Genomic DNA, 20,795 nt, shown 5'->3' on the forward strand with positions numbered 1-20,795 from the left:
CTAAATCTAGTATTGATCATAGCCCCCTTCACGAAGCACTTGGTCATGCTCAAGACGATAAGCCTCACTAATTGGGAAAACGCCCCATCGATCCATTACAAGCTCAAGTTGCCACTCCACAGCCGACACTTCACCAACAGCTCGGGCGGTCAACCGGATCGTTACCGGCTCTCGCGGGTGTGGTGGAAAAATGGAGAGATCCTCTTCGTTATATTTTAGCCTAAAGTCCAAGAATGGAGCAGGTTTGCTTCGATCAAGCCAACCGTTGATAAATGGCTTCCAATCCAACGTGCCGTTGGGCCTCACCGGATATTCGCTTACCCCCTTTTCGGAAGTGACTTCATGTTCAACAGCGATCAAGGGTGCGGTGAAAGCACCAGCTGTTGCGGTGACTTTAGTAATGGTGACCGTACGTCTGTTCCAATTCACGAATTTGAATCGTGCTCGCGTATGATCATTTCTCTTCCCGAGGGGTTGTATTGTTGGCGAACCATCGCCGAGCTGGAAATCAATCTGGGTCTGCTGCTGCTCTATCTGCTTTCGGAGACCTGATATCGTCCACCAACCGGCAAGCAGTGCCCCGAAAGCTGCGGCCCACCCGCTTAGAGCACCAGTCCAGTCCACCAAACAGTTATCGGACTTGGCACAAATCGTCTGATTTGCTTCGGGCGTCCATAGAACAATCCAGACGAAGACGTTTATCAATGCCAGCGGCCCGAGCCATGCCATCACTTTGTCGGGCGGTCGAATTGTCATCGGTGACGTCCCCCGTGCAAGCTGCATTCCCCCGAGACGATGTACCAAAGGTTCATGCGAGCGGCTAGCGCAAATCCTGGATGCGGCAAGGCAACATGAAGCGGAGGCGGCCTTCTGCAACGGTCTCGCTCCGTGTAGCGCCGCATCCCACCTCCCCCCATGCGGGGGAGGACGGAAAATCGAAGGGTTAGGCGCGCGTAAGCCGCCTAAACTTCAGATTTTCCTGGAGAGGGGCACAGTTCCGTTGGCAATAACCTGACCGAGCCCCCCTCTTGCGAAATCTGAGGTTTGGCCCTGATCGGGCCAATTCCTCGATTTCGCTTTCTCCCCCGCAAGGGGGGAGATAGGCGGGGCCACCAAAAGCCCCTCAATTCCAGCAGTTGCCCGGGGATGAATTCCGAAAATCCCGCAGCAAAATCAACAAAACAAAGTTTTTTCATCCCCGCCCATTTTTCCTCTCGTAGACTCTTCCCCGTTCCGCCCTCGGATACACCTGACGATGCGATGTCAGGCGAGGCGGGATCGGCGCCGGGGCGATGTGCTGTCGCAGGCATAAAACCCCGGCCCGCTTGCAACGGTCTCCCTCCGGACGAAGAGCTGGACGAGGGTAATGGGGTCGGATGCCTCAGAACCCGGATACTCGATCGGAAGGGCGTGCCTCAGAGGCACACAGACAAGGCGCCAACGCTGTCGCGAACAAGACCTGACGGCGGGGCGAAACAAACGGCGGGGATCGGGGTCAGTCGCAAGACAGATCCCATCCCCCGGGCGAGGGTCCCGGTCGGAATGGTGCACCATCCGGCGGGAACCTCCCGGGCCACCGGCCAGGCTATGGCAGACATTCCCTCGGGAGTTGTTGCCAAGCCGGACCCTTAGCCCGGTCCATCTTTGGGGATCACCCCGAAGACCGTCGCCGCCTTGCCAGAGAGACGCATGCAAGCGGGAATAGACGCCGAACGGGGCGCCGGAAGGAGCCACATACTTATACTTAGACAGGCTGCTTCTGGCGCCCCGTCCGAGACAAATAAAGCCATCCCCGGAGGGAGTGATCCCGACCGGCGGCGAAGCTTGGGGTTTTTGAAAGTTCAGTTCCCCCCCCCCGCTGTGGGGGAGACGAGAAGCCGCCCACCCCATCCAACCCACGGAAAGGAGACCACCATGCCCAAACTGGACACCGCAAACGGACCCAATGCCGAAATGCTGGACCTGCGCATGATGCGCAATATGGTTGCCCTGGCCAGATACCCGGCGACCTGCCGCACCCGGCAATGCCGCCGCAGCGGCCATTGCATGGGCCGTGTCACTCCGCTCGGAGAACCGATCTGGCGGGCCACCGAACTGCCGCCCTGCATTCATGGGGTCGATGCGACGTTTGTGCGCCAACAGGCGGTGGTCAGCCGGGTCATCATGGATTTCATCTACGGGAGCGAGGCACGCGAGCCCTGGCCTGCGGACCCTGACAAAGCCGAGCGCCTGCGTCACTCGATGGCGCTGCTGCAGCAGGTGCATGCGCGCCCCGGCCTGCATCCCGACCGCGAACGCGCCGGACTGCGCGCCTGGCTGCGCCGCGATCCCGATCCCAAGCAGTTTGCCAGGATTTGCTCCTCCCTCCGCTAAACCTGCCATGACAGCGTGGCTCCGGCACAGATCGCCGGGAGGCTGCGGCGGCTGGAGCCGGCAAACCGGATCCGCCGTCGCGCGGCCTTGCAAGCCTGGGCTCAGCTGGCTGTCATCTGACGGTCGAGAGGGCGCTTCTGGTGATCATGCATCCGGCGCAATTCGAGATGAACGGCATCCTGGAAATTCAGGATTTCATCCCGTGCCTCGTCATAGGGGTGGCCCAGCGCCAAAAGCTCTTGGGCCAGGTCCCGGCACAGTGCCCTCCAGAATTCGGTGGCGGGCGGACCGTTCAGCTGGTCCAGCCTGTGGGCGGAGTTGCGTACCAGTTCGGCGCGGCGCGCCAGCGGAAAGTATAGAATCATTTCGACCCGCGTCGAAACAAAGTCGTCCTGCTGCATGTGGGGGTTCTCCAGCCAATCTCATATTGCTGTGCTTGAAGTCTCATCCAGTGAAACGACTTCCTGCTTCGACGATCCATGATCTGCCGAACCCGACCCGTTCACTGCCTGCCAGTCTTACTGGGGTGACCGAGCCTATACCGTCTTCAACAACGGCTAACCCACCTGAGTATGTCGCAACACTAAAACACCATATGGATGTGTCAACATTCATTGACACCTTGTCCCCAAAATTGGCGATGGCTGCGGACTTGTTCGGACCTGCTCGAACCTGGTGCGGTCTCCGGTGGCGACGGAGCCCTCCTGCGCTCCTCGGCTTAGCGGGCGCCGATGCCCGTCACCAGAAGCCGGAAGCAGCGGCGCAGGAAGGCGGCACGGTCGGCTCCGCCCGGCCATTCGGTGCCCTGCCCGGTTTTCAGCGCCATGGCGCCGAAGACAATTTCCATCAGGATATGCGCCGTCTCCAAGGGATCGTCGATCGACAGGAGGCCGATCCGGCTGCCTTCGGCCAGCCAGTCGGTCAGTGCGCGGCGCGAGGCCTCGACGCCCTCGGCCTCGATGATTGGCACCAGCGCCGGTTCAAGCCGCATGGCCTCGACGGCGCGGGCGAGAAAGGCTTCGCGGATGGCGGCGGTCTGCGGGTCGATGTCGATGCAGAAGAGCCGCGCCAGCTGTTCTTCTGCGGCGGTGTCTTGATCGGGCGGCGTGACATCGAACATCAGGCTGCGGTGATGGGCGACGCTTGCGGCAAACAGGTCGATCTTGCCGGGGAAGAGCTGGTAGACGGTGCGCTTCGAGACCTGGCCCGCAGCCGCAATGGCAGCGACGGAGGTCGCCTCATAGCCATGGGCGACAAAGAACGAAAAGGCGATGCCGACAAGCCGGGTGCGGATTTCGTCATCCTGGTTCTGCCGGGGCCGGCCGGGCCCCCGCCGCAGCGGCTGCCGCCTGCCCTCGCCGTTCATCCGGCCCGTCTCGTCCATGCCCAACCCCGTGATCCTGCCCGCCCAACACCTTTGGATGAGAGTCGCGCTCGGCTTGCAAGTGGCCTGACGATATTGAGAAAGGGGTGCAAGCCGCTTGCACCCCTCCTCGCCTCGTTCAAGCTCGTTCGGATCGCGGCGGATCAGACGCGGTTCTCGTCCTCGGCGGCTGCGTCCAGCTGCTCCTGTGCCTTTGCCGCATCCTCGGCCTCGGCTGCGGCCGTTGCAGCTTCGGTCGCGGACTCGTCGTCACGGCTTGAGACGCCGCTCGCCTGGAGCGACATCAGCACATCGGCGGCGGCCGACGATATCTTCGCCTCCGGTGCTGCCCGGTCGGCCGTCGTGACGCTGACCGTCGGCGCAGACTTGGTCTGGGACTGGGTCGCGTTTCCGGTGCTGGCGGCGCTATCGGCGGCACCGGTCGATTCGAGCGCGGCAATGCTTGCCTTCAGCGTCGCGATTTCCTCGGTGAGGGTCGCCTTTTCCTCTTCAGTGGTCGCAGCCGCCAATTCCGACTGCTTGGCCGCCAACTGCGCCTTGAGCTGTGAAACCGACCCGGAAGAGGACAGGGTCGAGACGGCAACGCTACCGGAACTGGATGAAATCGATGAAACCATAATGTTTTTCCCCATGCGTGAATCAGGCAAGGAGGACTGTATGTGTTACAAATTAAGGTAATCGACCGGCCTTCGGGGTTTCCAAATTCGGCTTCGCATCTGGATGGGGCGCGGAGGATGACGCCGCTCCGGCGCCAAAGAATCGCGTGCCGGAGGAAATTGCCGACGAGCCAAGGCCTCGGCCTATTCTGCTGCCTTGGGCAATTCGACCTCGACCTCGGCCGCCTGTTCCATCTCGTAGGAATAGCCGTCGAGCATGCTATAGGCGCGCTCAATGGCCCGGATCTGGGTCTCGGAGGCACGGATCGCATCGGTGATCGACTGGGTGCGGGCGCGCAGCATGGAGCCGAGGACGTCGGCCTCGGGGCGCTTGCCGAGACGGTCGATATGTTTGCGCACCCGGCCACGATGGCGCTCGAGCTCGAGGATATGGAAGCGCGCCTTCAGTATATCGTCGGTCAGTTTGCGGCGCAGCGAGGCGACCGGATCGAAGCTGCCCGGCTCGCGCTCGTCAAGGATCATGTCATTGACCAGCGATTCGAGCACCATCAGACCCTTGAGGTCAGTCGGCTCGGCGAGCTGCGGGTCATAGCCGGTGTCGTCATAGACCTTGCGGCGGACGGGATCCTTCAGGAGGTCGTAGCAGGCGGAAATTTTGGCGAATCGGTCCGCGTCGCCGCCGGCATCCGGATGCGCCGTTTTGGCGAGCCTGCGATAGGCTGCCTTGATGGTCGGTTCGTCGGCTTCGCGCCCGACACCGAGCATGTCATAGGGATCGATCACTCTGGCACCCCGTCTTGCCTCTGCTTGCATCACGCCATCCCGAGATGGTGTGACTACCGTGTCGTCCCCCGGTCATCAAGCGACGGCTATCACGTTTCGTTGGTTACGATTAACGACGATGCTAATCGAAACCGATTAACGGGAGGCATACGCGCGACAAAAGCCCCCCTCGATTGGGAGGATCCGTGTCGATTGCGGAGGAATTTCGGCAAGCGGCCAACTCTTTCGCTCTTGTCACCAGCTGGAATTGCCCATACGTCTTTGATTGTTCGGGCACTACGGATCCCGGAGACTGGACTGGCTGTAGCGACCGCCAAGCGGTCAAGGGGGGCTTCCTCCCCGATTGTAGACGTTCTTTCCCCGTTATCGCGACCACTCGACGGTCCTGCCACGGCGGGACGCCAACGGCTTTCCCGGTCGCCGGGTGGGCTTGAGACACACTCGGGACATCAAGGAACATCTCCCATGGCCAGCAAGGGCACCGTCAAATTCTTCAACCAGGACAAGGGTTTTGGCTTCATTACGCCGGATGGCGGCGCAAAAGATGTGTTCGTGCACATCTCTGCCGTTCAGGCATCTGGCCTCGACACCCTGTCAGAAGGTCAACAGGTCAGCTTTGACACCGAGCCGGACCGCATGGGCAAGGGCCCGAAGGCCGTCAATATCCAGGCCGGCTGATAGACAAGGACCGGAGCGCGACATCGCTGCTCCAGCATGAACAAGGAAATGGCGCCCCACGGGCGCCGTTTTCGTTTTTCGGTACTTTCTTCCGCTGCGAGCACCGCAGATTGTTTCGCAGATTATTCGGCGGCGGCCTCGGCAGCCGGCCCGGGCTGGAGCTTCGGACCGGCGGTGATATCGACGGCGGCGAATGCCTCCGCGATCAGCGCCGGCGAGGCACCGGGCTTCGTTGCATCGGACGACAGGATCTGCCGGTAACGCCGCGCTCCGGCAAAGCCCTGGAACAAGCCGATCATATGGCGGGTCACGTGATTCAGTCGTCCACCACCCGCCATCACCTGATCGGCATAGGCCATCATCGCATCGCGAATACCGTCCCAATCGACCGGCACGTGGGCTGTGCCATAAATGCGGTGATCGACGTCGGTCAGCAGCGTCGCATTATGGTAGCTGGCCCGGCCCAGCATGACGCCGTCCATGACGGTCAGATGCTCACTTGCCTGATCGAGATCGGTAATGCCGCCATTGAGTCCGAGAAAGACGTGAGGGTTTTCGCGCTTCATCCGGTAGACAAGCTCGTAGTCGAGCGGGGGAATTTCCCGATTCTCCTTCGGTGACAGCCCCTTCAGCCAGGCTTTGCGGGCATGGATCCAGATTGCGTCAGCCCCTGCCCCGATCATCCGGCGGAGAAAATCCGGCAGCACATCGGCAGGCTCCTGATCGTCTACCCCGATCCGGCATTTGACCGTCACCGGGACGGTGGCCACCGCTTTCATTGCCGAGACACAATCGGCAACAATGGCCGGTGTCTGCATCAGGCAGGCGCCAAACGTGCCGGACTGCACGCGGTCTGAGGGGCAGCCGACATTGAGGTTGATCTCGTCATAGCCATAGTCGACGGCGATCTTCACCGCCTCGGCGAGCTTTACCGGATCCGAGCCGCCGAGCTGCAGGGCGACGGGATGTTCCTGCACCGAGAAACCCAGCAGCTTGTCGCGCGGGCCGTGCAGGATCGCATCGGCCACGATCATTTCGGTGTAGAGCAAAGCCTCACGAGTCAGCATGCGATGGAAGACGCGGCAATGCCGGTCCGTCCAGTCGATCATCGGCGCAACGGCAAAAACGGGAGCCATGAAATAATTGACGTTTTTAGGATTTACAGACACTTGCTGGACCTTTTCATCGTCTTGTTCATGCTCGTTAAGCGCTATTTTCGCCAATTCCGGCACCGTATCTGGTCTAGTTGACCAAATACGGTAATCCGTGGACCCAACTCGGAGCCGCCCATGGGCACTATCGGCGCGCGCAAGATGGCAGCGTCGCTTACCGAGCGCGAGCTGGGGGCATGTAGGATGGCGTGACTTATCACGAGACCGAGACCTTTGACAGACGTCCTGCGACCGCAGCCTGGATTTCAAAACGCGAACAGTACCTGTCCAAACCAGGGGTCCCCACCAATTTCAAAATGATGATCGGACAACATCGTCCAATTTCACACAGCGCTACACCGATGAGACCATAAAAGATATTCTGTGCACAAACGTTAAATCTCTGAAGGCGAGAATAGTTTCAATATCACAAAAATGCGCTACTCTTCCACAAATTAGAAAGATTTCATTGAATTACTGAAATACATGACAAGGCAACAACAGACACTTGAATATTTCGATTGTCATCTTGTGGCGATATTCGCAATCGCGCAGCCGATCTGGCGCCATCGGCTCGACGAGCAGGAGATGAAGGATGCTGTCAAGGTTGCACGTCGGATGGGTATCAGCAGCGCGTCAAAGCCTGCGCCGATGGAATTCAAAAGTCCCCGTCATCATTGTTGTCGTTGGCCTCCTGATGGTTATCGCCATCAGCCTCTTTATCGGTCGCGGTCCCGGCGGCACCTTGGCTGTTGTCTCCGGAGAGTTCCTCGGCGACATTCTCGCGGTCCGGACACCGAAGGTCCTTGCGGCTTTTGCATCCGGGGCAATGCTTGGCGTTGCTGGCCTCATTCTCCAAAAGCTGACTGGCAACGAGATGGCGAGCCCCGAGGTCTTGGGTATCAGCGCTGGCGCAACTTTGGCGTTGCGATCGCGCTTTTTGCCGTCAGCCCCGGTCTTTAAGGGCAGTTTGTCTTCGCCGTCGCTGGCGCTGTTGCGGTTCTCGGCGTCATACTTCTGACTTCACGTCGCTCTACCTTCGCCCCGGAACGGGTGCTGCTGGCCGGCACCGCACTGAGCGCCATGGTTGACGCGGCCGTCGGCGTTCTGAGTTCCGAGAGCCGTTCTGCTCATGCGCTGGATGAGCGGTTCGACATATCTGGTCAACGGCTCGATGGCTCAAGTGGAAGTCATCATCGCAGCGGTGCTGATCGCAATCGCATTTGCCGCGCGCCGTTGGCTGGATATCCTGCCGCTCGGCCCGGCACCTTCAACTGCGGTGGGCATACCGCTGGCGCGATCGAGATTGATGTTGTTTGGGCTTGCCGGTCTGATGACGGCCGCAGCAACGCTGACCGTTGGTCCGCTCTCTTTCGTCGGCCTTATGGCCCCGCATTTTGCGAGAGAAGCTGGTTTTAAACGTGCACTGCCGCAGATGATCGGGGCAGCCCTTATCGGTGGCGGACTCATGGTCATCGCCGATTTCGTCGGCCGTACCATCGCGGCGCCCTACCAGATTCCAGCAGGGCTGGTGTCTGCCCTACTCGGTGCTCCGTGTTTGATGTATCTGTTGGGTAGAAGACGTTAGGCATTGCGTCAATGCGCTGAGATGGACGGGCCTAAAACGTTCTACCGCGTATCGAACAAGTTGCTACAAACCGCGCGCGCAGTCGGCACGGTTTTGTTACACTAACCGACTCGCGATTACCTGACTGCTGGGCGTTAATGTCGGCACTGCAGACAGCAGATTCAGCATCAAGCGTCGCCGCTTTCCGCCGCAGATCGTTGCTCAAACAGTTTGGCTTCAGTCACGTTTTGACCTGAGCCTGCTTGAAGTTGAGGAAATGCTGCTCGAGCGTGGGATCGCCGTTTCCTATCAGTCGTTGAATAGCCAAGTTCGGACCTCAGATCCTTCGCAATCTGAGGCGGTGACAGGCGCGCGTCGGGGAAATTGTTGTCCGGATGAAGTCGTGGTGAAATGCGCCGGAACCAAGCTCTGGCTTTGGCGCACGGTTGATCAGCATGGCACGGTGCTCGAAGAAATCTTGCTGTAGGCACCGCGACAATAGAGCCGCCAATCGCCTGCTGGTTTCGTCTATGCAGCAATATCTCTATGCTCCCAAGCGGAAGTCACCCAAGAGGTTTCACTCATATGGAGCGGGAAAGTCCGAAGCGGCGCCCGGCGTCGACCATTGGACACACAAGTACCTCCACAATCGGGCGCGAACAGCAATACCGTTTCCAAAACGAACCGTGCAAGGCCACCGATCGCCAGGAGCGCGGCCTACCTCCCCGGAAAATCCAGGAACCTCATGTCCTTATCGGCCTCGGCAAATTGCGGTGACAACACCGCCCGCATAGAAGGTGGCCCTGCAAATTACGGCAGCGCCCCTAGCAGAGACCAAGGTGGCGGGATTACCTCCCCAACTCTGGGGCGATCTCGTTAGGGCTTTAAGAGACTTCAAACTGGCTGGCGAGGCAGTTGGTGAGTTGCGAGGCAAAACGTGCGGCTGCCACTGGCAAGGTGCGACCCTTCAACTGACCGAGGTAGAGGATGCCGGCGGGAACGTCGCGCCCATCGAGCGGGCGTGAAACCATCCAGCCGGTCGAGGTCTGGTTCGAGAGACCTATGGGGATCTGGAATGTGAGGATGTTCTCGATCACCGCGTGGTTGCGCAGGAATTCAAAATTGTCGGACTGTATAACCGGATCGAGGCGCACTCCGGCAACGCGCATGGCAATGTCGAGCAGATGGCGTACACCATAGGCCGTCGTCGGCAGCGCGATCGGGTAGTCGACACAATCAGATAGCCTGACCTTTGCCCTTGCTGTCAACGGATGGTCAGGGGACATGACGACATGCACCGGTTGGCGCACACGGATAAGCGTCATGAAGTCCGTCAGACGCACAGGCTCGAAGACGATAGCAAGATCGGCACTGTGATCCACGAGCGCGTGCTCAGCCGCCTCACGATCCCTCAGGTGGACGCTGAAGGTGACGTTCGGGTGTTCCTTGCGATAGAGCGCGATTTGACTCGGCAAGAAATAGGGCAAGAGTGCCTGGCTGCAGGCAATCGATACATGGCCGCGTCGCACGCCTGAAAGATCTGCGATCTGCGAACGCACCCGTTCCATGTCCGACAATTGGTTGCGGATGTGGTGAATATAGATCTCGCCGGCAGCCGACAGGCGCACCCCATGCGGTAGCCGTTCGAAGATTGGCACGCCCAGTTCTTCCTCCATCGCCAGAATGCGCCGGTTGAGCGCCGTCGACGTGATGGCAAGCGTGTCGGCGGCGGCGCGGATCGAGCCGGCCTTCACCACTGCATCGATGTAGCGGATGGAGGCGAGATAGCGCATGAAAGGCCCTGTTTACGGTGCTGCATTTTTTGCAGCAGGCTGGCCAAAACATAGCACAAGACAGAAGCGCGTCCAACTGGATTACTGCCTCCGACAGCCGGAGACCGAGCCCACAGAACCGGGGCCGTGCCGGCCCAACGAACACAATGGGGAACGTGCACATGTCCAGGATCCCGATGCCTAATCGTCGCCAGTTTCTGATGAACTCAGCAGGCCTTGCCGGTGCTGCGGCCCTTTCCGGTCTGCTGCCAACCGGTGCGGCGCGTGCCGCCGGCCTTACCGTCGGTTTCATCTATGTAGGGCCGAAGGATGATTTCGGCTACAACCAGTCACATGCCGAAGGCGCGGCGGCCGTCCGTGCGATAGAGGGTGTGACGGTTATCGAGGAAGAACAGGTTCCCGAAACGGTCGATGTGCAAAAGACCATGGAGAGCATGATCAGCTTCGATGGCGCGACACTCCTATTCCCGACCTCTTTCGGCTATTTCGATCCCCACATCCTCGCTTTGGCGCCGAAGAACCCGGACGTCCGCTTCCAGCATTGCGGCGGCCTTTGGACGCCGAGCAACCCGATGAATGTCGGCTCCTATTTCGGCTATATCGGCATGGGCCAATATTTGAACGGTATCGCGGCCGGCTATGCAACCAAGACGAAGAAGATCGGCTTCGTGGCCGCAAAGCCCATTCCGCAGGTGCTCCTGAACATCAATTCCTTCCTGCTCGGCGCGCGTGCCGTCGATCCCACGATCACCTGCCAGGTCATTTTCACCGGCGAATGGTCGCTGGCGGTCAAGGAGGCGGAAGCCACCAATGCGCTTGCCGACCAGGGTGTCGACGTCATCACCTGTCATGTGGACGGCCCGAAAGTGGTGATGGAGACCGCAGCCGGTCGCGGCATGTACCTGTGCGGCTATCACGCCAATCAGAGCGCGCTGGCGCCGGAGAAATATCTGACCGGAGCGGAGTGGAACTGGGCCAAGGTCTATACTGACATGGTCAAGACAACGCTTGCGGGCGGCAAGATCGAGAACTTCGTGCGCGGCGGGCTGGCAGACGGCTTCATCAAGATGAGCCCGCTCGGGCCGGCCGTGACGCCAGAGGCGCGCACCCGCTTCGAGGCCGTGCAGGCCGAGATCATGAAGGGCGGTTTTGCCGCCATCAACGGACCGCTCAAGGACAACAAGGGCAATGTGGTGGCGACCGCCGGCCAGGCGCTGGTCGAGACCGATGTCGCGCTTGAGAGCATGAACTACCTCGTCGAAGGCGTGGTCGGCTCCACCTCTTGAGAGAACAGCACGGGCAGGAGTTGTCGATCATGAGCCTGCAGGTCGATCAGATGGCATCGCTCTCCGGACGAACTGGCTTCCTTACGGAGGCCGGCGCCCGCCGCATCGAGGCGGCTCTTCTGCCGCTGGCTGCGGTCCTTGCGGGCATGGTGGCCTTCGCGGTCTTCCTCTCCCTGTTCGGCAAGTCGCCGGCTGAATTTTACGGGCTCGTCCTGAAGGCGGGCTTCGGCACCGCCTTCTCCTGGACAAACACGCTGACGCGAGCAGCCCCGCTGCTGCTTGCGGCGCTCTGCGTTGCGTTACCAGCGCGGCTCGGGCTCGTCATCATCGGTGGCGAGGGCGCGATCGTTCTTGGCGGCCTGGCGGCAGGCGTGGTCGCCATGCTGATGCCGGGCCTTCCAGCTGTCATCGGCATCGCTCTCATGGCGGTGAGCGGCATGACCATCGGCGCGCTGTGGATCGGCACGGTCGGTGCGCTGCGCTACCTGCGCGGCGTGAACGAGACGATCTCAAGCCTCTTGATGGCCTATATCGCGATAGCCCTGATGAATCACCTGATCGAGGGCCCCTTTCGCGATCCGGCAAGTCTGAACAAACCCTCCACCGCACCGCTGCCCGACGCCTGGCGGATCGGCGAGATGCCGGGCATCGGCGTCCACTGGGGGCTTGCCTTCGGCATTCTCGCCTGCATTCTCGCCTGGATCCTGATCGAGCGTACCACCATCGGGTTTGCGGCCCGCATCGTTGGCGGCAATGTGCGCGCCGCCGAGATCCAGGGGCTTCCGGCCGGAACGCTCGCCATCGGCTTCACCGCACTTGGCGGCGCCTTCGCAGGGCTCGCCGGCATGATCGAGGTCGCGGCGATCCACGGCTCGGCCAATGCCTCGCTGGCCGCAGGCTACGGCTATACGGGCATCCTCATTGCCTTCCTCGCCCGCCATAACGGGCTGGCGGTCATCCCCGCCGCAATTCTGTTTGCCGGTATCGAGGCGTCGAGCGGGCTCATACAGAGGCGCATGGACCTGCCGGATGCGGCCGTGCTGGTTCTGGAGGGCATGGTCTTTATCGCCATACTCCTGTCCGACACGCTGCAGGGTCGCATCCGCTTCCTTGCACTCCTTGAGCGGAGGCAGAAATGACCGATGATATCGGGTTTTGGGGCGTGCCCCTTGCGATCCTTGGCGGTGCAATCCGTGTCTCCACACCCTTCATATTCGTGTCCATCGGCGAGTGCCTGACGGAACGCTCTGGGCGTATCAATCTCGGGCTTGAGGGCACGCTGGTCTTCGGCGCCATGAGCGGATATGCAGTCGCCTATCAGACCGGATCGCCATGGCTCGGCACCCTGGCTGCCGCCTTTTCTGGCCTGCTTTTCGGCCTCTTGCATGGCTGGCTCTGCCGCCTGCCGCGCGTCAACGATATTGCTATTGGCATTGCGTTGATGATCTTCGGCACGGGCCTCGCCTTCCTGTTCGGTAAGCCTTATGTGCAGCCCGTCGCACCCGATCTGCCGACCATCCCGCTCGGTTTCTGGTCAAGCATGCCCCAGGTGCAGGCCGCACTGAATGTCAATGTGCTCTTCCTTGCTGGCATCCTGCTTGCCTTCGCCACGGCCTGGATGCTGAAGAACACCCGTGTCGGGCTTACGATCCGGGTGGCCGGCGACAGCGCCGATGCGGCCCGTGCACTCGGCATCAACGTCAACCAGGTACGGCTCTGGAGTACGGCGGCAGGCGGGGCGCTTGCCGGTATCGGCGGCGCCTATCTTTCGCTCTACTATCCCGGCAGCTGGAACGAGGGCATCTCCTCCGGCCAGGGGCTGATGGCGGTGGCGCTGGTGATCTTTGCCCGCTGGAACCCGATCAACTGCCTCTATGCATCGCTGCTGTTCGGCGGAGCCGGCGCGCTCGGTCCGGCTTTGCAATCTGTCGGCATCACCAGCGGCTACTACCTCTTCTATGCAGCCCCTTACGTTCTCACCCTCGGGCTCCTGGTGGCGACAAGCTCGCGCACCCGCGCCATGCCGTCTGCACCCGGCGAACTCAGCATCATCAAGTGAAGAGTGCCGCACCGGCGGCAAGCGAATGGAGACCACGATGACCACCATTCAGGCAGATCCCTATCTCTGGCCCTATAATGGAGATCTGAGACCGGACAATACGGCACTGATCATCATCGACATGCAGACGGATTTCTGCGGGCCGGGCGGCTATGTCGACAAAATGGGCTACGATATCGGGCTCACCCGCGCGCCGATCGAGCCGATCAAGGCCGTGCTGACCACCATGCGCGACAAGGGCTACCACATCATCCACACCCGCGAGGGTCACCGGCCGGACCTTTCCGACCTGCCGCCCAACAAGCGCTGGCGTTCGCAGCAGATCGGCGCAGGCATCGGCGATGCAGGTCCCTGCGGACGCATCCTGGTGCGCGGCGAGCCAGGCTGGGAAATCATCGACGAGTTGAAGCCCCTGGACGGCGAGCCCGTTATCGACAAACCGGGCAAAGGCTCTTTCTGCGCCACGGACCTCGAACTCCTGCTGCGCACCCGTGGCATCGAGAACATTGTGCTTTCGGGCATCACCACCGATGTCTGCGTGCATACCACCATGCGCGAGGCGAATGATCGCGGCTTCGAATGCCTGCTTCTCGAAGACTGCTGCGCGGCGACCGATCCCGGAAACCATACGGCTGCGATCAAGATGGTGAAGATGCAGGGTGGCGTCTTCGGCGCGGTCTCCAACAGTACCAAGCTCGTCGAGGCACTGCCATGAGCATCCCGCAGCAGCAAGACACATCGCCGACGCGCGCCATCGGTCTGGAAACTGTCGGCATGACCATGCGGTTTGGATCGTTCACGGCACTGAATGACGTCTCGCTGAAGATCAAAGCAGGCTCCTTCCATGTCCTGCTCGGCGAAAACGGCGCGGGCAAATCGACCCTCGTCAAATGCATGATGGGCTTCTACAGGCCGACATCCGGCCAGATGATGGTCGCCGACCGCGAGGTGGAGGTGCGAGACCCGCGTGACGCCCACGATCTCGGCCTCGGCATGGTCTATCAGCATTTCACGCTTGTACCGTCACTGACGGCAGCGGAAAACCTGGTGATCAGCCGTGCCGATGTGCCGGCCCGCATCGACTGGGACAAGGAGCGCGCCGCGCTTGCCGCCTTCATGCAAAAAATGCCCTTCACGGTTCCGCTGGACGTGCCGGTCGGCCGCCTCGCGGCGGGCGAGAAGCAGAAGCTGGAACTCCTGAAGCAGCTTTATCTCGGACGCCGCTTTCTCATTCTGGACGAGCCGACCTCGGTGTTGACGCCTGCAGAGGCCGACGAACTGCTCGGCATGGTGCGCGGTCTGACCACGGCTGGCGAACTCACCTGCCTGATGATTTCCCACAAGTTCCGCGAGGTGACCGCCTTTGCCGATGCGGTTTCGGTGCTGCGCCGCGGCGAACATGTCGGGGGCGGCAAGGTCGCCGAGCTTACGACCGCAGACATGGCGGCAATGATGATCGGCGAGAAGGAGCTGGTGCGACCTGCCGCCCGTATCGCGATGAACGGCGCGCCGGTGCTCACTGTTTCGGGCGCCAAGGCGCCGGATCGGTCTGGCCTCAAGACCATCGCCATCGATGATCTCGCGGTGCGCTCTGGAGAAATCGTCGGCATTGCCGGCATTTCCGGGAATGGGCAGATGGAATTGATGGAGATCCTGTCCGGGCAGCGGCCGCTTTCGACGGGCAGTGTGCAGGTCTGTGGTACGCCGTTTCGCGCCACGCGGAGCGAAATGCGGGCGTTGAATGTGCGGACATTGCCGGAAGAGCCGCTGCGCAATGCCTGCGCGCCGAAGATGAGCGTTGCCGAGAACATCTTCTTTCGCGATTTCGATTACTTAGCAGACAAACGCGAACTCTGGCTGGATCGGCGCCGCATGACCGCCCTGGCAGCCCGCTTGATCGGCGAATACAAGGTCAAGACTGCGTCGCTGGAGACGCCAATTGCATCCCTATCCGGCGGCAATGTTCAACGTGCCGTGCTGGCGCGCGAGCTGAACGGAGCGGTAGACCTGCTGTTGATCGCCAATCCCTGCTTCGGTCTTGATTTCTCGGCCGTGGCGGAAATCCGCGCGCGCATCATGGCGGCGCGCAATGGAGGTGCTGCCGTCTTGCTGATCAGCGAGGATCTCGACGAGATTCTCGAACTCTCCGACCGCATCCTTGTCATGTCGGAAGGCGCAATCGTCTTTGAGACGCAAGCTGACGGAGCCGATATCGGAGAGATTGGAAGACATATGGCAGGACATCACTAATGGCAGTTATCAAGGCACGGCCCTTCGACATCACGATCACCTCGGAAAAGACCGCGCTCATCGTCATCGACATGCAGCGTGACTTCATCGAACCGGGCGGCTTCGGCGCCACGCTCGGCAATGACGTCACGCTGCTGCAGGCGATCATCCCTGCCACCGCGCGGCTGATCGAGGGTTTTCGCCGTGCCGGCCTGCCGGTGATCCACACGCGCGAATGCCATGCGCCAGACCTTTCGGACTGCCCGCCTGCCAAGCGGACACGGGGCAAGCCGGCGCTGCGCATCGGCGATCCCGGCCCGATGGGTCGCATCCTGATTGCCGGCGAGGACGGGGCCGACATCGTCGCCGCCCTTTCACCCCTGCCCGGGGAAACGGTCATCGACAAGCCCGGCAAGGGTGCTTTCTACGCCACCCCGCTTAGCGACATCCTGCAGGAAAAGGGCATTTCCCAGCTCGTCTTTGCCGGCGTGACCACCGAAGTCTGCGTGCAAACCACCATGCGCGAGGCAAACGACCGGGGCTATGAGTGCCTCCTCGCGACCGATGCGACGGAAAGCTATTTCCCCGAATTCAAGAAAGCCGCCATCGACATGATGACCGCACAAGGCGCGATCGTTGGCTGGGCGGCGACAGTGGACCAGATTGTTGAGGCACTCGATGCGTGAGACCCTGCATATGGCACAGTTCCTGGCGAGCCGCTGGAAGGAAGCCCCCTTCGAACATTTTCGCGATGGTGTAGAGATCTGCCGTCTCATCCAGGGTGAACCGGAACTGGCGCTCTTGCGCTATGCGCCCGGTGCCAGCGTGCCGCAGCACCGGCATACAGGGCTCGAAACCATTCTGGTTCTGGAGGGCTCGCAAAGCGATGAAAACGGCCACTATGGGCCAGGTTCGCTTGTCGCCAACCCTGAAGGCACCGTACATTCCGTGTCCTCAGCAGAAGGCTGCGTCGTCCTCATCCAGTGGACGAAGCCGGTTGAAATCCTGTGACATCTGAAAGTGCAGTCATGAAGACAGTGACCATGCCGCGCCGACGGATATTCCCGCGATCGTGCATTACACTTACTGGAAGTCCCGGGGACGGGCTTCAGCATCGGCGTTCCTAACGCCGCCTCGCGCCGGTTCTTCAGCGATGCAGCACGCGCTGATGGACGACCTGGAAGCGTGATGCTGCTAGGTACTACCGGACTGGATGGCCACCTTGCAGGAGTCGATCGATGCCCCTGCCCCCGCAGGCGGCTCCGCCGAGATTGCACGTGCTCTAGTTGCTCCAGCGGTTCTGCCCAGGGTTACAGCAGTCAGAAGACCATTGCCGGACAGGTAGCCCGACGCGTCATTGCCGGAAACACCACAGGCTGCTCCGCCTGCCGCATAGAGGTTCGGCAATGCGAAACCGTCCGGATTCAAAACCCGGGCGCTCTTATCAATCACCAGACCGCCCTGCGTGTGGAAGAGGGCTCCGGTGACACGCACGGCGCATAAGGGCGCGGACAGCGGCTGGGATCCCGAAAAATCACGATCGAATGCGTCGGAAGCCTCACCTCGTTTGCAGGCCTCCACCTTCCCGAAGGTGCTCACAAACCGGTCTTCCGGCAGATTGATACGAGCGGCCAAATGCGCCGGGCTCTCTGCGGTGACGACAGCGCCCATGACTTCCGCACGGCGGAAATCCTCGAACTGTCTGGTGATTGCAGCGATACGGGCATCGAACACTGTCCAGGCCAAGCCATCCGGCTGCTTGAGGACCTCTGCGGCCTGTTCGGAATAACCCATTGCCTCGTTGGAAAAGCGTTCGCCACGAATGTTCACCTGAAAGCCACCTTCGGTGATTGTCGCCCAGGAAATCAGGATGCCGGCGGGATGGGCGACCGAGCCATGACCCTGGTGGCCACCCAAATGGCGTGTCGCAGCACCCAGGCTCTGACCCCACAAGAGCGCATCGCCCTGATTGCCGGCATGGCCGAAATAGGTGGCTTCCGACAGCGAGGGTATGTGCTGCGCCACCAGCGTCCGATTGCCGCCATAGCCGTTGCAGGCAAGGATCAACCGATCGCAGCCAATTTCCTCCAGGGTTCCGTCGGGCCGCGCGAAGGCGAGACCGAGAACCCGATTCGTATCGTCCGCGAAGAGCGTCGTCACATGCGCATCGCAGATCACCGGGATCTCGCAGGCCTCCGCCGCCGCCCGCAGGGCGTCGATCAACTCCTCACCGGACCGCGAGGCAAGCCCATGCATGCGCCGTGCCGAATGCCCCGGGTAGCTAAAATCTTCAATGACTGAAAAATTCAGTCCGTGACGGTCCGCCAGCCATTCAATTGTCGGTCCGGCCAGGCGCGCGACATGATCCACGATCATGGCATCCGGCTCGTCATGCGCCTTGCGCAGAATGTCGCTGGCGAAGAGCTGCGGCGTGTCGGAAATACCGGCAGCGCACTGCCAACGTGTTGCTGCGGCTGGAATAAGGCCAGCCGACAGGGCTGTAGAACCACGCGGCAGCGGATCCCGCTCAAGAACGATGACCTCCTCGCCCGCCTCATGGGCGGACAGGGCCGCGACAAGGCCCGCCGCCCCTGCCCCGACGACAATGAGCGGTACCCGATAATCGAAGGCCTTTTCCGCAACACGAACGCACTGAGACACGATTGGCTCCATTCCCCGCATCAGACAGTTACCTGCCATTTTGAACAAACAATAAGCTGTATTATTTTTATAACAACATTTGATTTCTCATCAAGCTCGTGCCTAAACTCCCTCAGCCAGCGAGGAAGGCAAGAATGGTTTACAGCGCCGATGCGGGTCCCCGGACCCTGTTCGATAAGGTATTCGATCAACATGTCGTAGTAGCGCGGGAAGACGGCCAACGCCTGCTCTTCATAGATCGGCATTTGCTGCATGAGGGCTCGTTTCATGCATTCGACAAGCTGAAGGCGCGCGGCGCCAGCGTTGCCCGGCCGGATCTTACCTTCGGTGTCGAGGACCACTATGTCCCTACCCGAACACGGGATCTCAGCATGATCGACCCCGCGATTGCCCGCATGATCAGCCAGTTGCGCGACAATACCGCCACGCACGACCTTCGGCTGTTCGGTTTGTCTGATCCGGCACAGGGCATCGTGCATGTGCTGGGGCCTGAACAGGGTCTGACACTGCCGGGTTTCACCATCGTCTGCGGCGACAGCCACACGGCAACGCACGGTGCCTTCGGAGCGCTCGCCTTTGGTATTGGGGCGTCGGAAGTTGCACATGTTCTGATGACCCAGACGCTTTGGCAGAAGAAGCCGAAACGCATGCGCATTCGTGTCGAAGGTCAGCTTCCGCCTGGCGTTTTCGCCAAGGATATGGCCCTGTCGATAATCGCCACCATCGGCGCCGACGGCGCAGCCGGTCACGCGATCGAATATGCCGGCAGCGCCGTTCGTGCCCTTACAATGGAGGGCCGGCTCACGCTGTGCAACCTGTCTATTGAAGCCGGCGGACGGTCCGGCATGATCGCGCCGGACGAGACGACCTTTGCGTATATCAAGGCCCGGCCGTATGCCCCGGCCGGCGCGATGTTCGATCAGGCGGTCGAGGACTGGAGAGCACTCTGCAGCGATGAAGACGCCTCGTTTGACCGGGAGATAGTGCGAAATGCGAGCGAGATCGCGCCCATCGTGACCTGGGGCATTAGTCCGGAGGATGCTGCTCCGATCACAGCCAACGCACCGGACCCTGACCGGATGAGCGATCCGGCACGGGCAGCCCACGTGCGCGAAGCCCTTGACTACATGGGGATTCGGCCTGGTCAGCCCCTGACGGAGATCGCCGTGGACCGGATTTTCATCGGCTCCTGCACCAATAGCCGCATCGAAGACCTGCGCGCCGCAGCCGCCATTCTCGCTGGACGGCGGGCCCGGGTGCCGGGACTGGTATCGCCCGGTTCGGCGGTCGTCAAACGTCAGGCGGAAGAGGAAGGCCTGCACCGCATCTTCATCGATGCGGGGCTCGAATGGGTCGACGCGGGCTGTTCCATGTGCGTCGGCATGAACGGCGACCTGGTACCACCCGGGGAACGTTGTGCTTCGACCACGAATCGCAACTTCAAGGGACGCCAGGGGCCTGGAAGCCGCACGCACCTGATGTCTCCTGCCATGGCCGCGGCGGCGGCTGTGACCGGACATCTGACCGACATGCGCCCCCTACTCGCAGGCCGCGAAACCGGCCTGACAGGAGGACGCTGAATGGATGCTTTCAAGGCTCTCGAGGCGATCGCCTGTCCCTTGCCAATCTCCGGCATCGATACCGACCAGCTTATCCCCGCGCGCTTCATGAAACGCTCGCGCGCCGACGGTTACGGCGATTACCTGCTTTACGACCTGCGCTTTGACGAGAACGGCCGGCCGAAGCCGGATTGCCCGCTCAATGCGTTGCGCTGGCAGGGCGCACGAATCTTGGTGACCCGACGTAACTTCGGCAGCGGTTCCTCGCGGGAAGCGGCTGTCTATGCGCTGGCGGATTATGGTTTTGCCTGCGTCGTCGCCCCGTCCTTCGGCGACATCTTCGCCAGCAATGCCGTCAACAACGGCGTGCTGCCTGCAACGGTATCGGAGGAAGATTGTGAGGCGCTGCTGGCCGGCTTGGAAGACGGCGATGGCAACGTCCGGGTCGATCTCGAAGCCCGCGAGATCCGTGCGGCAAACCTGATAATCCCTTTCCGGGTCGATCCCATCTGGCGCACGAAACTGCTGAACGGCTGGGACGACATCGACCTGACGCTCAGCCATTTCGCGGCGATCCATGCCTTTCAGGAGAAGGATTCCGGCGCACGGCCATGGCTTGTACCTACCTCGCGCACGGCCTGATCACAGACACTCC

General features: G+C 61.1%; 21 protein-coding genes and 1 pseudogene. 14 read left to right on the top strand and 8 right to left on the bottom strand.

The window, feature by feature from the left end:
* Positions 1-6: 6 nt before the first annotated feature.
* Entirely contained in the window at positions 7-756 is a 750-nt protein-coding gene (locus ACSV9I_RS02840) for a hypothetical protein (RefSeq protein WP_438327072.1), read from the bottom strand.
* Positions 757-1,914: 1,158 nt separating this feature from the next.
* Between ACSV9I_RS02840 and ACSV9I_RS02845 the strand changes: the two genes are divergently transcribed.
* A complete protein-coding gene (locus tag ACSV9I_RS02845) occupies positions 1,915-2,373 on the top strand; it encodes a hypothetical protein (RefSeq protein ID WP_438327073.1) in 459 nt (152 codons plus the stop codon).
* A gap of 101 nt (positions 2,374-2,474) precedes the next feature.
* Here the strand turns inward: ACSV9I_RS02845 and ACSV9I_RS02850 are convergent, their stop codons facing one another.
* The 4 genes from ACSV9I_RS02850 to ACSV9I_RS02865 form a co-directional block, all read right to left on the bottom strand.
* Positions 2,475-2,774, bottom strand: coding sequence for a DUF6074 family protein (locus ACSV9I_RS02850; RefSeq protein ID WP_438327074.1), 300 nt, complete (start codon positions 2,772-2,774; stop codon positions 2,475-2,477).
* 317 nt (positions 2,775-3,091) lie between these two features.
* Entirely contained in the window at positions 3,092-3,757 is a 666-nt protein-coding gene (locus ACSV9I_RS02855) for a TetR/AcrR family transcriptional regulator (RefSeq protein WP_438327076.1), read from the bottom strand.
* Between the two features lie 143 nt (positions 3,758-3,900).
* Positions 3,901-4,374, bottom strand: coding sequence for a hypothetical protein (locus tag ACSV9I_RS02860; protein ID WP_438327077.1), 474 nt, complete (start codon positions 4,372-4,374; stop codon positions 3,901-3,903).
* A 183-nt stretch (positions 4,375-4,557) separates the two neighbouring features.
* Positions 4,558-5,187 (bottom strand): J domain-containing protein, encoded by a 630-nt coding sequence (locus tag ACSV9I_RS02865; RefSeq protein ID WP_438327079.1) that lies wholly within the window; start codon positions 5,185-5,187, stop codon positions 4,558-4,560.
* A 435-nt stretch (positions 5,188-5,622) separates the two neighbouring features.
* On the opposite strand from ACSV9I_RS02865, the gene ACSV9I_RS02870 reads away from it, so the two are divergent.
* Positions 5,623-5,835: a cold-shock protein gene (locus ACSV9I_RS02870; RefSeq protein WP_054160253.1), complete on the top strand. Its 213-nt coding sequence runs from the start codon at positions 5,623-5,625 to the stop codon at positions 5,833-5,835.
* Between the two features lie 122 nt (positions 5,836-5,957).
* Here ACSV9I_RS02870 and dusA read toward each other — a convergent pair whose 3' ends face one another.
* On the bottom strand, positions 5,958-7,004 hold the full coding sequence (gene dusA, locus ACSV9I_RS02875) for a tRNA dihydrouridine(20/20a) synthase DusA (RefSeq protein ID WP_306765501.1): 1,047 nt from the start codon (positions 7,002-7,004) through the stop codon (positions 5,958-5,960).
* A gap of 577 nt (positions 7,005-7,581) precedes the next feature.
* Between dusA and ACSV9I_RS02880 the strand changes: the two genes are divergently transcribed.
* The 3 genes and pseudogenes from ACSV9I_RS02880 to ACSV9I_RS02890 all read left to right on the top strand — a co-directional run.
* Entirely contained in the window at positions 7,582-8,007 is a 426-nt protein-coding gene (locus ACSV9I_RS02880; RefSeq protein ID WP_438327082.1) for an iron chelate uptake ABC transporter family permease subunit, read from the top strand.
* 111 nt (positions 8,008-8,118) lie between these two features.
* A complete protein-coding gene (locus tag ACSV9I_RS02885) occupies positions 8,119-8,574 on the top strand; it encodes an iron chelate uptake ABC transporter family permease subunit (protein ID WP_438327083.1) in 456 nt (151 codons plus the stop codon).
* Between the two features lie 127 nt (positions 8,575-8,701).
* Positions 8,702-9,266: pseudogene (locus ACSV9I_RS02890) on the top strand (DDE-type integrase/transposase/recombinase); the annotation flags it as partial.
* Between the two features lie 171 nt (positions 9,267-9,437).
* Here ACSV9I_RS02890 and ACSV9I_RS02895 read toward each other — a convergent pair.
* The gene (locus ACSV9I_RS02895; RefSeq protein WP_438327085.1) at positions 9,438-10,346 is read right to left on the bottom strand and encodes a LysR family transcriptional regulator; all 909 of its coding nucleotides are present in this window, start codon (positions 10,344-10,346) and stop codon (positions 9,438-9,440) included.
* 161 nt (positions 10,347-10,507) lie between these two features.
* Here ACSV9I_RS02895 and ACSV9I_RS02900 point away from each other — a divergent pair, with 161 nt between their 5' ends.
* Genes ACSV9I_RS02900 through ACSV9I_RS02930 form a run of 7 tightly spaced genes read left to right on the top strand, consistent with a single transcriptional unit; the run spans position 10,508 to position 16,931 of the window.
* Positions 10,508-11,632 carry a BMP family ABC transporter substrate-binding protein gene (locus tag ACSV9I_RS02900; RefSeq protein ID WP_438327086.1) on the top strand — a complete coding sequence of 375 codons (1,125 nt, stop codon included), beginning with the start codon at positions 10,508-10,510 and terminating at the stop codon, positions 11,630-11,632.
* Positions 11,633-11,682: 50 nt separating this feature from the next.
* Positions 11,683-12,771 (top strand): ABC transporter permease, encoded by a 1,089-nt coding sequence (locus ACSV9I_RS02905; RefSeq protein ID WP_438327678.1) that lies wholly within the window; start codon positions 11,683-11,685, stop codon positions 12,769-12,771.
* The gene (locus ACSV9I_RS02910) at positions 12,768-13,691 is read left to right on the top strand and encodes an ABC transporter permease (protein ID WP_438327088.1); all 924 of its coding nucleotides are present in this window, start codon (positions 12,768-12,770) and stop codon (positions 13,689-13,691) included. The genes ACSV9I_RS02905 and ACSV9I_RS02910 overlap by 4 nt, the downstream gene beginning before the upstream one ends.
* A gap of 37 nt (positions 13,692-13,728) precedes the next feature.
* On the top strand, positions 13,729-14,406 hold the full coding sequence (gene biuH / locus ACSV9I_RS02915; protein WP_438327090.1) for a biuret amidohydrolase: 678 nt from the start codon (positions 13,729-13,731) through the stop codon (positions 14,404-14,406).
* A complete protein-coding gene (locus tag ACSV9I_RS02920; protein ID WP_438327092.1) occupies positions 14,403-15,941 on the top strand; it encodes an ABC transporter ATP-binding protein in 1,539 nt (512 codons plus the stop codon). The genes biuH and ACSV9I_RS02920 overlap by 4 nt, the downstream gene beginning before the upstream one ends.
* Positions 15,941-16,606, top strand: coding sequence for a cysteine hydrolase family protein (locus ACSV9I_RS02925; RefSeq protein ID WP_438327094.1), 666 nt, complete (start codon positions 15,941-15,943; stop codon positions 16,604-16,606). The genes ACSV9I_RS02920 and ACSV9I_RS02925 overlap by 1 nt, the downstream gene beginning before the upstream one ends.
* Positions 16,599-16,931, top strand: a complete 333-nt coding sequence (locus ACSV9I_RS02930) for a cupin domain-containing protein (protein ID WP_082352514.1) — start codon at positions 16,599-16,601, stop codon at positions 16,929-16,931. Before ACSV9I_RS02925 ends, ACSV9I_RS02930 begins: the two co-directional genes overlap by 8 nt.
* 183 nt (positions 16,932-17,114) lie before the next feature.
* Here the strand turns inward: ACSV9I_RS02930 and ACSV9I_RS02935 are convergent, their stop codons facing one another.
* Complete coding sequence (locus ACSV9I_RS02935) at positions 17,115-18,581, bottom strand: FAD-dependent oxidoreductase (protein ID WP_438327095.1); 1,467 nt, start codon at positions 18,579-18,581, stop codon at positions 17,115-17,117.
* 134 nt (positions 18,582-18,715) lie between these two features.
* Between ACSV9I_RS02935 and leuC the strand changes: the two genes are divergently transcribed.
* Entirely contained in the window at positions 18,716-20,161 is a 1,446-nt protein-coding gene (gene leuC, locus ACSV9I_RS02940) for a 3-isopropylmalate dehydratase large subunit (protein ID WP_438327098.1), read from the top strand.
* Positions 20,162-20,782: a 3-isopropylmalate dehydratase small subunit gene (gene leuD, locus ACSV9I_RS02945; protein ID WP_438327100.1), complete on the top strand. Its 621-nt coding sequence runs from the start codon at positions 20,162-20,164 to the stop codon at positions 20,780-20,782.
* The last annotated feature ends 13 nt before the right edge of the window (positions 20,783-20,795 follow it).

The organism is Rhizobium sp. G187 (genome assembly GCF_051549525.1).
Taxonomy (GTDB): Bacteria; Pseudomonadota; Alphaproteobacteria; order Rhizobiales; family Rhizobiaceae; genus Allorhizobium.